16 protein-coding genes are annotated in these 13966 nt (G+C 69.0%); 10 read left to right on the forward strand and 6 right to left on the reverse strand.

Annotation, left to right across the window (positions count from 1 at the left end; translation table 11 throughout):
- Positions 1-176 precede the first annotated feature (176 nt).
- The 4 genes from pdhA (at position 177) to ACQEU1_RS27420 (ending at position 4056) form a co-directional block, all read left to right on the forward strand.
- Positions 177-1373 carry a pyruvate dehydrogenase (acetyl-transferring) E1 component subunit alpha gene (pdhA, locus tag ACQEU1_RS27405; RefSeq protein ID WP_433207514.1) on the forward strand — a complete coding sequence of 399 codons (1197 nt, stop codon included), beginning with the start codon at positions 177-179 and terminating at the stop codon, positions 1371-1373.
- Positions 1373-2398, forward strand: coding sequence for an alpha-ketoacid dehydrogenase subunit beta (locus tag ACQEU1_RS27410; RefSeq protein ID WP_382441226.1), 1026 nt, complete (start codon positions 1373-1375; stop codon positions 2396-2398). The genes pdhA and ACQEU1_RS27410 overlap by 1 nt, the downstream gene beginning before the upstream one ends.
- A 14-nt stretch (positions 2399-2412) precedes the next feature.
- A complete protein-coding gene (locus tag ACQEU1_RS27415; protein ID WP_433207517.1) occupies positions 2413-3786 on the forward strand; it encodes a dihydrolipoamide acetyltransferase family protein in 1374 nt (457 codons plus the stop codon).
- Between the two features lie 96 nt (positions 3787-3882).
- On the forward strand, positions 3883-4056 hold the full coding sequence (locus tag ACQEU1_RS27420) for a hypothetical protein (protein ID WP_433207520.1): 174 nt from the start codon (positions 3883-3885) through the stop codon (positions 4054-4056).
- A 30-nt stretch (positions 4057-4086) separates the two neighbouring features.
- On the opposite strand, the gene ACQEU1_RS27425 is transcribed toward ACQEU1_RS27420, so the two are convergent.
- Complete coding sequence (locus tag ACQEU1_RS27425; protein WP_433207523.1) at positions 4087-4713, reverse strand: hypothetical protein; 627 nt, start codon at positions 4711-4713, stop codon at positions 4087-4089.
- A gap of 192 nt (positions 4714-4905) precedes the next feature.
- On the opposite strand from ACQEU1_RS27425, the gene ACQEU1_RS27430 reads away from it, so the two are divergent.
- Together ACQEU1_RS27430 and ACQEU1_RS27435 are read left to right on the forward strand one after the other, a co-directional pair.
- Positions 4906-5826 (forward strand): MerR family transcriptional regulator, encoded by a 921-nt coding sequence (locus tag ACQEU1_RS27430; protein WP_433207526.1) that lies wholly within the window; start codon positions 4906-4908, stop codon positions 5824-5826.
- A 62-nt stretch (positions 5827-5888) separates the two neighbouring features.
- Positions 5889-6215 (forward strand): hypothetical protein, encoded by a 327-nt coding sequence (locus ACQEU1_RS27435; protein ID WP_433207529.1) that lies wholly within the window; start codon positions 5889-5891, stop codon positions 6213-6215.
- 7 nt (positions 6216-6222) lie between these two features.
- Here ACQEU1_RS27435 and ACQEU1_RS27440 read toward each other — a convergent pair whose 3' ends face one another.
- The 3 genes from ACQEU1_RS27440 to ACQEU1_RS27450 are packed head-to-tail and all read right to left on the reverse strand — an operon-like array spanning position 6223 to position 8594.
- The gene (locus tag ACQEU1_RS27440) at positions 6223-6684 is read right to left on the reverse strand and encodes a hypothetical protein (RefSeq protein WP_433207532.1); all 462 of its coding nucleotides are present in this window, start codon (positions 6682-6684) and stop codon (positions 6223-6225) included.
- 46 nt (positions 6685-6730) lie between these two features.
- Positions 6731-7945, reverse strand: coding sequence for an acyl-CoA dehydrogenase family protein (locus tag ACQEU1_RS27445; RefSeq protein WP_433207535.1), 1215 nt, complete (start codon positions 7943-7945; stop codon positions 6731-6733).
- Positions 7946-7964: 19 nt separating this feature from the next.
- Complete coding sequence (locus tag ACQEU1_RS27450; RefSeq protein WP_433207538.1) at positions 7965-8594, reverse strand: SCP2 sterol-binding domain-containing protein; 630 nt, start codon at positions 8592-8594, stop codon at positions 7965-7967.
- 102 nt (positions 8595-8696) lie between these two features.
- On the opposite strand from ACQEU1_RS27450, the gene ACQEU1_RS27455 reads away from it, so the two are divergent.
- Complete coding sequence (locus tag ACQEU1_RS27455) at positions 8697-9332, forward strand: TetR/AcrR family transcriptional regulator (protein WP_285636962.1); 636 nt, start codon at positions 8697-8699, stop codon at positions 9330-9332.
- Here the strand turns inward: ACQEU1_RS27455 and ACQEU1_RS27460 are convergent.
- Positions 9321-10082, reverse strand: coding sequence for a MaoC family dehydratase (locus ACQEU1_RS27460; protein WP_433207542.1), 762 nt, complete (start codon positions 10080-10082; stop codon positions 9321-9323). The two genes, ACQEU1_RS27455 and ACQEU1_RS27460, sit on opposite strands and share 12 nt — an antisense overlap.
- Positions 10082-11317 carry a 3-oxoacyl-ACP reductase gene (locus tag ACQEU1_RS27465; RefSeq protein ID WP_433207545.1) on the reverse strand — a complete coding sequence of 412 codons (1236 nt, stop codon included), beginning with the start codon at positions 11315-11317 and terminating at the stop codon, positions 10082-10084. The genes ACQEU1_RS27460 and ACQEU1_RS27465 overlap by 1 nt, the downstream gene beginning before the upstream one ends.
- 53 nt (positions 11318-11370) lie before the next feature.
- Between ACQEU1_RS27465 and ACQEU1_RS27470 the strand changes: the two genes are divergently transcribed.
- The 3 genes from ACQEU1_RS27470 (at position 11371) to ACQEU1_RS27480 (ending at position 13932) form a co-directional block, all read left to right on the forward strand.
- Positions 11371-12576, forward strand: a complete 1206-nt coding sequence (locus ACQEU1_RS27470) for an acetyl-CoA C-acetyltransferase (RefSeq protein ID WP_433207548.1) — start codon at positions 11371-11373, stop codon at positions 12574-12576.
- A 58-nt stretch (positions 12577-12634) separates the two neighbouring features.
- The gene (locus tag ACQEU1_RS27475; RefSeq protein ID WP_433207551.1) at positions 12635-13603 is read left to right on the forward strand and encodes a serine hydrolase domain-containing protein; all 969 of its coding nucleotides are present in this window, start codon (positions 12635-12637) and stop codon (positions 13601-13603) included.
- An 83-nt stretch (positions 13604-13686) separates the two neighbouring features.
- Positions 13687-13932 (forward strand): hypothetical protein, encoded by a 246-nt coding sequence (locus tag ACQEU1_RS27480; RefSeq protein ID WP_433207554.1) that lies wholly within the window; start codon positions 13687-13689, stop codon positions 13930-13932.
- Positions 13933-13966 lie beyond the last annotated feature (34 nt).

Below are 13966 nucleotides of genomic sequence, written 5' to 3' on the forward strand. Positions count from 1 at the left end.
TACGAAGTGGGACGGGTCTCACCAACTCGGGTGAGGCCGTGTCAGGATGTGGTCGTAAGCCACCGTCACCGTCGACGGCTGCCTCCGGCCCCACAGGGTTGGCGGCGACCGCCGACGTCGCCGCACGAGGTCGTCACGAGCGATCAGGCGGTCGGAGTAGACAGAGGAGAAGGCGCATGTCGTCCCCTGAGCAATGGACGCACCCTGAGCCGGATGCAGCGCCGGCCGCCACTGCCGCCAAACCGACGGCGGAACAGGTGATCGCAGGCTTGCGAGCGACCGACGAGGGCGGTGCCGACCTGGTCCAGCTCCTCACCCCCGAGGGCGAACGGGTCCTGCACCCCGACTTCGACATCGACATCACGGCGGAGGAGCTGCGCGGTCTGTACCGCGACATGGTCCTGATCCGCCGCGTCGACCGCGAGGCCAACGCGTTGCAGCGCAAGGGCCAGCTCGGCATCTGGGTGCCGCTGCTCGGCCAGGAGGCCGCGCAGATCGGTGCCGGCCGCGCGATGCGCCAGACGGACATGGCGTTCCCGAGCTACCGCGAGCACGGCATCGCGTGGACCCGCGGGATCAACCCGACGGAGCTGCTCGGCATCTTCCGCGGCACGGACCAGGGCACCTGGGACCCCGTCGAGAAGCGCTTCCACCCGTACACGATCGTCATCGGCAACCAGGTCCTCAACGCGGCCGGGTACGCGATGGGCCAGAAGTTCGACGGCAAGGTCGGCGACGACGAGGGAGAAGCCACCATGTGCTTCTTCGGCGACGGCGCGACCAGCCAGGGTGACGTGCACGAGGGCTTCGTGTGGGCCGCGGTCTACGACGCGCCGCTCGTCTTCTTCTGCCAGAACAACCAGTGGGCCATCTCCGAGCCCACCGAACGCCAGTCGCGCCTGCCGCTCTACCAGCGCGCCCGCGGCTACGGCTTCCCCGGCATCCGCGTCGACGGCAACGACGTCCTCGCGACGCTCGCCGTGACGAAGTGGGCGCTGGACGAGTGCCGCCACGGCAACGGCCCGATCCTCATCGAGGCGTTCACCTACCGGATGGACGCGCACACCACCTCCGACGACCCGAGCCGCTACCGGCTGTCGGACGAGCTGGAGATGTGGAAGCTCAAGGACCCGATCGAGCGCGTGAAGGTCTACCTGGTCCGCCAGCAGTGGGCCGACCACGACTTCTTCGACGGCGTCGAGGCCGAGGCCGACAAGCTGGGCGAGGAGTTGCGCGAGTTCTGCACGAACATGCCCGACCCGCCCGCTGAACGGATCTTCAGCAACGTCTACGCGGAGGGCAGCCCCGCCCTCGACGCGCAGCGCGACGAATTCCTCGACTACGTCTCGGGTTTTGCTGGAGGTGAGCACTGATGGCTGCTCCGACCATGGACCGTTCCACGGCCGCTGCCCCGGCGTCCCCGGTGCAGACGCTCACGATCTCCAAGGCGCTCAACCTGGGCCTGCGGGCGGCGATGGAAGCCGACCCCAAGGTCATCATGATGGGCGAGGACATCGGCAAGCTCGGCGGCGTCTTCCGCATCACCGACGGCCTGCAGAAGGACTTCGGTGAGCAGCGCGTGCTCGACACGCCGCTCGCCGAGTCCGGCATCATCGGCACCGCCGTGGGCCTCGCGATCCGCGGCTACCGCCCGGTGTGCGAGATCCAGTTCGACGGCTTCATCTTCCCGGGCTTCGACCAGATCGTGTCGCAGGTCGCGAAGCTGCACTACCGCACCCAGGGCAAGATCAAGCTGCCCATCGTGATCCGCGTGCCGTTCGGCGGCGGCATCGGTGCGGTCGAGCACCACTCGGAGTCCCCGGAGTCGTACTTCGCGCACACCGCCGGCCTCAAGGTCGTCTCGTGCTCGAACCCGGCCGACGCGTACTGGATGATCCAGCAGGCGATCGACTGCGACGACCCGGTGCTGTTCTTCGAGCCGAAGCGCCGTTACTACGAGAAGGGCGAGGTCGACACCACGACCCAGCCCGGCAAGCTCTTCGAGTCGCGCGTGCTGCGTTCCGGCACCGACGCGACGCTGGTGGCGTACGGCCCGATGGTCCGCACGTCGCTGGACGCCGCCGCGGCCGCAGCGGAGGACGGCACCTCGCTCGAGGTGATCGACCTGCGCACGTTGTCGCCGCTGGACCTCGCTCCGGTCTACGACTCGGTGCGCCGCACCGGCCGTCTGATCGTCGTGTCCGAGGCGCCGTCCGAGTCCTCGATCAGCAGCGAGATTGCAGCGAAGGTCCAGCAGGAGTGCTTCTACTCCTTGCAGGCACCGGTGCTGCGGGTGACCGGTTTCGACACCCCGTACCCGCCGTCGAAGCTCGAGGAGGAGTTCCTCCCCGACCTCGACCGGGTGCTGCACGCCGTCGACCGCTCTCTCGCCTGGTAAGGGGACAACCGGAAATGCCGCAGTACAAGCAGTTCCCCCTGCCCGACACGGCAGAGGGGCTGACCGAGGCCGACATCCTCACCTGGCACGTCAAGCCCGGTGACACCGTCACGGTCAACCAGATCATCGTCGAGATCGAGACGGCCAAGGCCGCCGTCGAACTGCCGTGCCCGTGGGCCGGCGTCGTGACGGAGCTGCTGGCCGAGCCCGGCCAGACCGTTGAGGTGGGCGTCCCGATCATCACCATCGACACCGACCCCGGTGGCGCGGCCGCACCCGCTGCCCCTGCACCTGTTGCGGCAGAGGCGAACGGCACCTCGTCCGGCAAGATCGGCGAGGAGATGCCGGGCGGCCGCATCGCGACGCTCGTCGGCTACGGCCCGAAGTCCGGTGCCGCGAAGCGCCGTGCCCGCAAGGACGCCGCGCCCGCAGCCCCTGCTGCTGTAGTGGCCCCGCCTGCTCCTGTTGTGGCGCCTCCGGCTCCGGTCGTCGTCGCCGCTCCGGTGCAGGCGCCGGGCGGGTACGTCCCGCTGGCGAAGCCGCCGGTCCGCAAGCTAGCCAAGGACCTCGGCGTCGACCTGCACGCCCTGACGGGCTCCGGCCCCGGCGGCGTGATCACCCGCGAGGACGTCGAAACCGCGGTCTCCGCACCTGTCGCTACCCCTGTCGTGTCCTCTGTGGACAACGGCACGCGCGAACGCCGGGTGCCCATCAAGGGCGTCCGCAAGGCGACCGCGCAGGCGATGGTGGACAGCGCGTTCACCGCACCGCACGTCACCGAGTTCCTGACGGTGGACGTCACCCCGATGATGGAACTGCGCGCGCGCCTCAAGAACGCGCCGGAGTTCCGCGGCGTGAAGCTGACCCCGCTGGCGTTCTGCGCCAAGGCGGTCATCCTCGCGGCCAGGCGCACGCCCGACGTCAACGCGACGTGGGACAGCGCCGCCAACGAGATCGTCTACAAGGACTACGTCCACCTGGGCATCGCGGCGGCCACGCCACGCGGCCTGGTGGTCCCGAAGGTCCGCGACGCAGACCGCATGTCGTTGAAGGAACTCGCGGTCGCACTCGACGAGCTCGCCACGGTCGCCCGAGACGGCAAGACGTCCCCGGCCGACATGATGAACGGCACGATCACCATCACCAACGTGGGCGTCTTCGGCGTCGACACCGGCACGCCGATCCTCAACCCGGGCGAGTCCGCGATCCTCGCGCTGGGCGCGATCCGCGACATGCCGTGGGTGGTCGACGGCGAGATCAAGGTCCGCAAGATCTGCCAGCTCGCCCTGTCCTTCGACCACCGCGTGGTCGACGGCCAGCAGGGCTCGCAGTTCCTGGCCGACGTGGGCGCACTCCTGGCCGAGCCGGGCATCGCGATCACCTACTGAGGCACGTGCTGTACGGGGTCCCTCGTTCGCGTGAAGCGGGCGAGGGACCCTTCGTCTTTCCCGGCACCCCGCCTGACGTCGTGCAACGCTGCCGCCATGATCGAGACGAACGGTTCGTACTTCGCCGGCTGGGGCACGCTGACGTTGATCAACGCCGGCCTGGCGCAGGCCAAGGGCCGCAGCGGCCTCGCCTGGTTCCTGATCTCGCTGCTCCTCGGTCCGATCGCGACGTTCCTGATCGTCGTCATGGGCCCTCCGAAGACGGCGTGACCGCCCCGTCGTTGCGGAGCGCCTTGCGGTTCAGGACCATGTCTCGCCGGTGAAGCCGCCGCGGCAAAAGAGGCTCCGACGAACTCCACGGCACCGCGGAGGAAGTAGGTGTCCTGGAAGTTCACCAGCGCGTTCCTCGGTGAACTCGGCACCGTCGAAGATCAGAGCGCCGGCGAACGTGCGCTCGCTGAAGTCGGCGTCCACGAACCCCATGCCGGTGAAGTCGAAGTTCAGCTTCGACCAGAGTCCGGCCTCCTTGGACGTTCCGAGCCGGTCGCGCAAGGTCCGGAAGATCTTGTTCGCCACCTCGGTGTCGTCCTGCCGCAGCTTCAGCGTGTCGATCAACGCGTCCACGCACATCTGCCGTTGTGCTTCCCAGTCGTCCGCGAGACCGGCCATCGCCGACACGCCCGCGATGCGCAGCCCCGCCTGCTCACCGGCCAGCAACTCGGCCGCGACCTTGAAGCGTTCGTTGAACAGCTTGGTGCGCTCGCGTTCCTCCTGGTTGAGCGCGTGCGTGTGCGCCGCCTCCGTGACGCGCTGCTTGCGGTAGTTCACCGCCAGCGCCACCACACCGCCGAACCCGGCGACCACCGCGAGCCCGATCTTCAGCAGGTCCAGCGCCTCGGTCGTGGTGAACGCGGCCTGCTTTGGCATCGTCGGCCAGCCCAGCAACCACAACAGCCCGCCGCCTGCGAAACCGCAGGCCGAGGCGACGGTTGAGCAGCAACAGCCACACCACGACGAGCGCCCCCAGCGCCCAGTACTGCCAGGTGATCGACCCCACACAGGTGATCGTGCCTTGTTCAGGTTGACCCTCCAGCAACTGGAGGGTTCACAGTAGTTCTCGTGACGCGCTACCAGATCGGTGAGCTGGCCAGGATGACCGGACTCACCGTCCGCACCATCAGGTTCTACTCCGACTCGGGCCTCATCCCGCCCGCGGACAGGACCACCGGTGGCTACCGCACCTACGACGCCGACGCGGTCGCGAGGCTGAAGCTGGTCCGCACGCTGCGAGATCTGGGCGTGGACCTGCCGACTGCCGGCCGCGTGCTGGCGCGGGAGGTGTCGGTGACGGACGTGGCGCGGGCACACGCGGACGCGATCGACGCGCAGATGAGGACGTTGCGGCTCAGGCGAGCCGTGCTGCGCGCCGTCGCCAAAGGAGGGGAGATGGAACTGATGAACGAACTGGCACGGATGTCGGACGAGGAGCGGCAGCGCATCCTCGACGACTTCTTCGAGGAGGTGTTCGGACCGTACGAGCTGGATCCGCAGTTCGAGCAGCACATGCGGTCCGTGCGGATCGAGCTGCCGGACGACCCGTCGACCGAGCAGCTGGAGGCGTGGGTCGAGCTCGCGAAGCTCGTGCAGGACCCGGACTTCCGCGCTGTCGTGAAGCGCATGTCGCAGCAGCACGAGGAGCAGCGGCGTGGCGGCGCGGACATGAGCCCGCCGGGAGAGGGGCAGATGGAGGCGTTCAACTTCGCCATCGCCCAGGCCCGGGAAGCGCTCGACGCCGGCATCGCGCCGCAGTCGGCCGAGGCACGGGCCGTGGTGGACCGCGTCAACGCCAACTGGGCGGAGGCGCTGAACCTGCCGAACGACGAGACCCTCGTCGCGAAGCTGCGTGAGCTCTCCGACTTCGCCGACCCGCGTGCCGAGCGCTACTGGGTGCTGATCGCGAAGGTCAACGGCTGGCCCGCCATGCCCGACCACTCGCGCGAACGCGCCTGGCTGCGCGAAGCCGGCCAGCCCTTCGGCTAGACAGCACCGCGGGAACCAGCTGGGCGCCCAGCTCGTTTCCGTGGCAACGAAGGGGGTTCGTCATGTCCGCTCTGTTCGAGATCTTCGGTGCCTTCCTCGGCGAGACGCTGGGCAAGACCGAGGAGGACCGCACGAGCGGCGACGGCGACGTCTTCATCGACGGCGAGTGGCACGAGGGCGAACTGTTCTTCGGCCCCACCAAAATCATCTGGGACGAACGCATCATCTTCAGCGACGCCGAGGGCCGCGTCGAGCTGATCGTCGACCAGGACCCGCCGCACCCGCACTTCGTGGTGCTGCACTTCCGCCGCCCGCACGACACCGTGCTGCTGGCAGTGCACCGCCGCGAGCTCAAGCGAGTGGGCGCAGTCCTGACCCTGCCCCTCTGACGAGGACCTACTTCCGGCGGCGAACCCCGGCGTAGAGGACGGTGACTCCCGCGAACGCGCCGGCGAGACCTGCCCACCCGCGCTGGTTCGCCGCCATCGCCGCGTCGTACTGCTCCTCGGTGAGCTCCCGGACTACACCGTCCTTCGACTCGACGTACTTCCCGTTCTGCTGCTCGAAACTCCCAGCGGAGGTACCGGTCACCAGCGGGTAGGCGAACAGGAAGGCCCCGCCGAAGAACGCGATCACCGCCACCACCACCGCCCACAACGGCAACGTCGGTTTCTCGAAGTTGTAGCCGCCCCGCATCAACCCGGTCGCCGTCAGCAGAACCGCCACGGAGATCACCGTCAGCACGACGTTCGCCGACCGCGGCAGCAACGCGTTGCCGGTCACGAGCCCGGACAAGACGACCACGGCGTCGACGAAGATCACCACGAGCGCGGCCCACTGCACCGGCACCAGTCTCATGCCTCACGACCTTAGGGCCAAGACCCCTTGTCCTCGATCACTCAGCTCACTTGATCTGCATGCCGGAGATCATCCGCGACACCACCAGCCGCTGAATCTCCGAAGTCCCCTCGAAGATGGTGAAGATCTTGGCGTCCCGGTGCATCCGCTCGACAGGGTGATCACGGGTGTACCCGGCCCCACCCAGGATGTGGATGGCCCGCTCGGTGGCCCACACCGACACCTCGGAAGCCTTGAGCTTCGACATCGACCCCTCACCGGCGGTGAACGGCACGTTGTTGCGCCCCATCCAAGCCGCCCGCCACACCAGCAACCGCGAGGCGTCGATCTCCATCCGCATGTTCGCGAGATCAAAAGCGATCGACTGGTTCTCGATGATCTTGCGCCCGAACGCCTCGCGGTCCTTCGCGTACTCCAACGCGTAGTCGTAGGCGGCACGCGCAACACCAACAGCCATCGCCCCAACGGTCGGACGCGTCGTCTCGAAGGTGGCCATCGCAGCCTGACCGCCGGCCTTCAACCCCTCGCGAGCACGGGCGAGCCGAGCCTCAAGACGCTCCCGGCCACCCAGCACACACCGGCCAGGCACCCGGACGTCGTCGAGGAACACGTCGGCCGTGTGCGAAGCGCGCATCCCGTGCTTCTTGATCTTCCCCGGCGACGACAACCCCGGCGTACCAGGCGGAACGATGAACCCGGCCTGCCCGCGGGACCCCAGAGCAGGGTCTACGACGGCGGTCACCACGTGCACGTTCGCGATGCCGCCGTTGGTGGCCCAGGCCTTCTGCCCGTTCAACACCCACTCGTCGGTCGCCTCGTCATAACGAGCCCGCGTCCGGTACCCGGCGACATCGGAACCCGCCTGCGGCTCGGAAGCACAGAAAGCCGCCAGCTTCGGGTCCGACTCGTCGCCGAAGCACTCCGGTACCCACTCGGCGAGCTGTTCCGGCTCACCTCCTGCGAAGATGCCCGCCACCGCCAAACCCGTGCCCATCAAGGACAACGCGATTCCCGCGTCACCCCAGAAGAGCTCTTCGGTGGCGATCGGCAGAGAAAGTCCGACCGGGTCGGCGAACCAGGTCGCGAGGGCTTCGAAGCCGTAGAGGCCGATCTTCGCCGCCTCCTGGATGACCGGCCACGGCGTCTCCTCGCGCTCGTCCCACTCGGAGGCCGCCGGCCTGATGACGTCGCGAGCGAAGCCGTGCACCCAGTCGCGCAGGTCGGTCTGGTCTTCGTTCAGTTCGAGCGAGAAGCCACCCACAGCGCAGAACCCTTCTCCGTCAGGCCTTCGGGATGTTGAACAGGCTCATGAACCCGGCCGCGAAGCCCAGGTCGCCCTTCACCTTCAGCTTGCCCGTCATGAACAGCACGGGGGCGGAGGCGTTGCCGGTCGCGAGCTTCAGGAAGTCGGCGGGCGTCAGCGTCACGATGGCGCGTGCCTCGCGCGTCACACCCTTGTTGATCACGCACGTGGCGTCCTCGATGATGGCCTCGTAGACGTCTTCCAGCACGTGGAAGTGCACGACGGCACGAGTGGCGCCTGCCCGGTCCGCGCGGAAGTGGACCTCCATGCGGCGGAACACCTCGTCCAGCACCCGCACGCGCAGAGCGGGATCCGCGACCACGGCTTCGATCTGGTCCTTCGAGGCGCGCGAGATGATGCGGGCGAAGTTGGACGGGTCCATCTTCGCCAGGTCGAGGTCGGCGCCGCCGTCGGCCAGAGCGCCCAGGGCGTTCAGCAACGCCGCGAAGTCGTCGCGGCCCAGCTTCTTCGGGTCGATGCCGCGGGCGATGACGTCGATGTTCACGTCCTTCAGCGCCGGGTCGTCCGGCGAGATCTGCTGCAACGTGCTGATCAGCTCGGCCGGGCTGAGCTTCGCGATCGCCTCGGTGGTGAGGTCGAGCGTCATGCGGAACACCTCCTGGTACCTACTCGCGAGTAAGACTACTGGCCAGTAGATTGGGCGGCAAGCCGATCGGATAATCTTGCTGCTCCGAACCGAGGGGTAGTGATGCGCACAGAAGGTCGAGCCAAGCGCTTGCCACGCGCCGTGCGTGAGCGGCAGATCATGGACGCCGCCGTGGACGTGTTCTCGCGGCTCGGCTTCCACTCGGCCTCGATGGACGAGATCTCCGAGGTCGCGGGCATCTCCAAGCCGATGCTCTACGCGTACCTCGGCTCGAAGGAAGAGCTGTTCGCGACGTGCATCCGGCGCGAGGCCACGCGCATGATGGAGGCCATCGCGACGGGCGTGGAGCCCGACCAGGAACCCGACGTGCAGCTGTGGAGCGGTCTGCGCGCGTTCTTCGGGTTCGTCGGGGAGAACCGGGCGAGTTGGCAGGTGCTGCACCGCCAGGCGTCGGCGCAGGGCGGTCCGTTCGCGGTCGAGCTCACGGACATGCGCGGCCGGGCGGTGTCGCTGGTCGCGGCGCTGCTCACCCAGTCGACGAAGGCGCCCGCGACCAAGCTGGAGGCCGAGTCGCTGGCCGCCGCGCTGGTCGGGGCCGGCGAGTCGCTCGCGGACTGGTGGCTCGACCACCCCGAGGAACCCGCCGGCGTCGTCGCCGCCCGCCTCATGAACCTCGTCTGGATGGGCTTCGGCAACCTCGTCGACGGGAACGTCTGGCACCCGCCGTCACGACGTTGAGCCGACCAGGTGGGGTCCCTTGCCCCACACGGCGAACTCCCAGCCGTGAACGTTCTCCACGGCCGAGAACTCGACACGACCGGGGATGAACAGCGGTTTCTTGAACCGCACGTCGACCGTCACGGCCTCGGGCAGGCGCCCTTCCAGCGCGGCCAGGCAGCGCGCCTTCGTCCACATGCCGTGGGCGATGGCCCGCGGGAACCCGAACACCTTGGCGCCCAACGGGTGCAGGTGGATCGGGTTGCGGTCACCGGACACCGCGCCGTACCGCCGCCCGATGTCCGCGGGCACCTTCCACACCGCGGACCCGGCCGGCCGTTCCAGCTCCCCGCCCGAGCCGCCAGAACCGCCAGAGCGCCGCAGGTAGGTCGAAACCCCTTCCCACACCCCGGAAACCGACGTCACGACGTCGACCTGGGTGCCCTGCGGATGGGGCCGCAGGTCGCGCGCGGACACCGTGATCTCCAGCGGCTCGTCCAACGTCAACGGCCGCGACTGCGTGATCCGGTTCGCCACGTGCACCAGACCGGGCAACGGGAACGGGAACCCAGCACCCGACATCAGCTTCATCTGCAACGGAAAGCCCAGCACGTGCGGGTACGTCAGCGGCAACGCGTCGCGCAACCCGAACCCGCACACCGCGTTGTAGGCGGCCAGGTGTTTCAGCGAAACGTCCAAAGCGGCCGAAACCGGTTGGGCGGCAAGCGTTTCCCCGCGCCGGAACGACGTGAGGGCGGCACGCAGCAGCATCAGGCCCCCAGCAGCATCTGGCCGCACACGCGCACGATGTTGCCGTTCACGCCACCAGACCCCGGCGACGCGAACCACGCCACGGTCTCCGCGACGTCCGACGGCAGCCCGCCCTGCGACAGGCTGTTCATCCGCCGCCCGACCTCGCGCGTCGCGAACGGCACGGCCGCGGTCATCTTCGTCTCGATGAAACCGGGCGCCACGGCGTTGATCGTGGCCCCGCGCGCCGCGAGCACGGGCGCGAGCGTCTGCACCATCCCGATCACGCCGGCCTTGGACGTGGCGTAGTTGGTCTGGCCGACGTTGCCCGCGATGCCCGCGATCGACGACACCCCGACGATCCGCCCGCCCTCCCGCAGCACGCCTCCGTGGATCAACGCGTCGTTGACCCGCTCCTGGCAGGCGAGGTTGACCTCCAGCACCGCGTCCCACTTCGCGGAGTCCATGCGCGCCAACGTCTTGTCGCGCGTGATGCCCGCGTTGTGCACGACGACGTCGACGCCACCGTGCCGTTCCAGCAGGTAGGAGGTCAGCCGGGCGGGGTCGCCGGTGATGTCGAGCTGCAGGGCGGACCCGCCCGCGGCGTTCGCGACCTTCGACAGCTCGTCGCCCGCGGCGGGCACGTCCAGGCACACCACGTGCGCGCCGTCGCGGGCCAGCGTCGCCGCGATCGCCTCGCCGATACCTCGCGACGCGCCCGTGACCAGCGCGACCTTGCCCTTCAACGTGCCCGCGGGCGTCGCGCCGGTGACGTGGACGACCTGGCCCGACACGTACGCGGACCGTCCGGACAGGAAGAACCGCAGCGTCGACTCGACGCCGTCCTCGGCACCGTCGGCCACGTAGACCAGGTTCGCCGTGCCGCCGCGGCGCAGCTCCTTGCCGACGGAGCGCACGAACCCCTCGAGCGCTCGCTGTGCCACGGAGTCGGGCGACCGGCCGATGACGATCACCCGGCCGCACGGACCGAGCTGCGCGATCGTGGGGTGGAAGAACTCGTGCAGCTGCTTCAGCTCGCCCACGGTCGTGATCTCGGACGCGTCGAACACGAGCGCGCCGTGCGGGGCTGTGCCTGTTTCGAGCTGCTTCAGGAAGGGCAGCCTGGCAGCACCACCGACCAGCACCGATGTCGCGAGTGCGGCGTCGCGGCGCAGCGGGTGGGGGTTCGGCAGGCCGAGCCTGCGGACGAGCTGGCGGCCGAGCCCCGACGTTGCGAACTTCTGGTACCTGTCCACGTCGGACAACCTACTCGCTAGTAAGTCTACCCGCTAGTAGGTAGTATGACGGCATGCGCGTAGCGATCATCGGCGGCAACCGCATCCCGTTCGCCCGCTCGAACGGCCCGTACGCCACCGCCTCGAACCAGGACATGTTCACGGCGGTGCTGGACGGCCTGGTCAGCCGCTTCGGCCTGCAGGGCGAACGGCTCGGCGAGGTGGTCGCGGGCGCCGTCCTCAAGCACTCGCGCGACTTCAACCTCGTTCGCGAGTCGGTGCTGGGCAGCAGGCTCAGCCCCGAAACCCCCGCGTACGACCTCCAGCAGGCGTGCGGCACCGGTCTGCAGGCGATCATCGCGGTGGCGAACAAGATCGCGCTCGGCCAGATCGAGGCGGGCATCGCGGGCGGCGTCGACACCACCAGCGACGCCCCGATCGGCGTGAACGAGAACTTCCGCAAGCTCCTGCTGGAGTTCAACCGCACCCGCAAGGTCAGCGTGCTCGCCAAGCTGCGCCCGAGCCACGTCGTCCCGCACCTGCCGCGCAACGGCGAACCGCGCACCGGCATGTCCATGGGCGAGCACGCGGCTGTCACCGCGGCCCGGTACGAGATCACCCGCGAGTCCCAGGACGAGCTGACCGCGCTGAGCCACCGCAACCTCGCGCGCGCCTACGACGAGGGCTTCTTCGACGACCTCGTCACCCCGTACCTGGGCCTGACCCGCGACCAGAACCTCCGCCCTGACAGCAGCGCCGAGAAGCTCGCCAAGCTCAAGCCGGTCTTCGGCGACACGATGACCGCCGGCAACTCGACCCCGCTCTCCGACGGCGCGTCCGCGGTCCTGCTCGCCACCGAGGAATGGGCTGCGGCCCGCAACCTCCCGGTCCTCGCCTACCTGACGTTCGCCGAGACCGCCGCCGTCGACTACGTGCACGGCGACGAGGGTCTGCTGATGGCCCCGGTGCACGCCGCGCCGCGCATGCTCGACAAGGCGGGCCTCACGTTGCAGGACTTCGACTTCTACGAGGTGCACGAGGCGTTCGCCTCGCAGGTGCTCGCGACGCTGAAGGCCTGGGAGAAGGAGCTCGGCGAGATCGACAGGTCCAGGCTGAACGTCAACGGCTCCTCGCTCGCCGCGGGCCACCCGTTCGCCGCCACCGGTGCCCGAATCGTGGCGACCTTGGCGAAACTGCTGCACCAGAAGGGCAGCGGCCGCGGTTTCGTGTCCATCTGCGCCGCCGGCGGTCAGGGCATCACGGCGATCCTGGAGCGATGAGTTCCGGCGGCCCGCGCGGTCTGCACCTCCGAACCCGTTCCGGAGAAGGATGGCGACCATGACCTTGCAGGCAGTGCTCGAGTCCCATCGCGACACCGTCCCGGCCTCGGCTGCCCTGATCGCGAGAGGCGACGACGTCGAGTTCGCGGCGGTCGGCGAGGCCAGGGACGCGGTCTTCCCGATCGCCTCGATCACCAAGCCGATCGTCGCCACCGCCGCCGCACTCCTGGTGCGCGACGGCGACATCGGCCTGGACGACCCGATCGCCCGCTGGCTCCCCGAACTGGAGTCCCCGCTCGTCGTCCGCACGCCGGTCAGCGAGATCGACGACCTGGTGCCGCTCGCGCGCCCGGTCACGGTCCGCCACCTGCTGACGTCGCGTTCGGGCTGGGGCTTCACGGCGGACTTCTCGTTGCCCGCCACCACGAAGCTCTTCGCGGAGGCCCACCTGCACGGCCGCCCCGATCTCCCGACCCCGGACGAGTGGCTGAAGGGCCTCGCCACCGTCCCGCTGCTGCACCAGCCGGGCGAGGGCTGGCTCTACAACACGTCGTACGACGTCCTCGGCCTCCTGATCGACCGCGCCACCGGCTCGCTGCCGACGTTCCTCGCAGATCGCTTCCACACCCCGCTCGGCATGACGAGCACGAGCTTCGTGAGCGACGTCCTCCCGTCCGGCGCGGGCGGCCTCCAGTCCACAGTGGACGACCTGCTGGCGTTCAACCGCTACCTGCTCACCAGCGACCTGCTGCCCCGACTCACCACCGACACGACCTCCGCCGAGGAACGCGAAGCCGCCGAGATCTTCCTGGAGGGACAGGGCTGGGGCTGGGGCGGCAGCGTCGACATCACCGCGCGAGACCCGTGGAACGTCCCAGGTCGCTATGGCTGGGTGGGCGGCTCCGGCACGGCGGCGCACGTCATCCCCGACCAGAACGCGGTCACGATCCTGCTGACCCGCACGGCCATGACGAGTCCCACCCCGACCGCGATCATGCGCGACTTCTGGCGGTACGCGGCGCACTAAGGCTTGCCGAAGTAGACGGTCCCTCATGCACACTCAGAGTGTCGTTTCGCAGCGACACTGGGGGTGGGATGCAGGACCTGCAAGTGGATCCCGTGAGAGACCCGATCCTCGCGCGCGCCCTCATGGGTACCCTGCGCGACGAGTGGCGCCCGGCGGCCGACGCGATGAGGTCAGCCAGGGAGTGGGAGCGCCGCGCCTACATCCTGCTGACCCTCGCGGCAGCCGCCCGCCGCCGCGCCGAGTGGCTCACGAAGTGGCTGAAGGCGCGGCCGGACGACCACGACGCCGTAGCCCTGCACCACACCGTGAAGTCGCTCAACGGCCATTAGGTACGAACGTTTCTCGTCCCTGCCCGCTGTCCAC

Source organism: Lentzea sp. CA-135723, from assembly GCF_050936595.1.
In the GTDB taxonomy this organism is placed as follows: domain Bacteria; phylum Actinomycetota; class Actinomycetes; order Mycobacteriales; family Pseudonocardiaceae; genus Lentzea.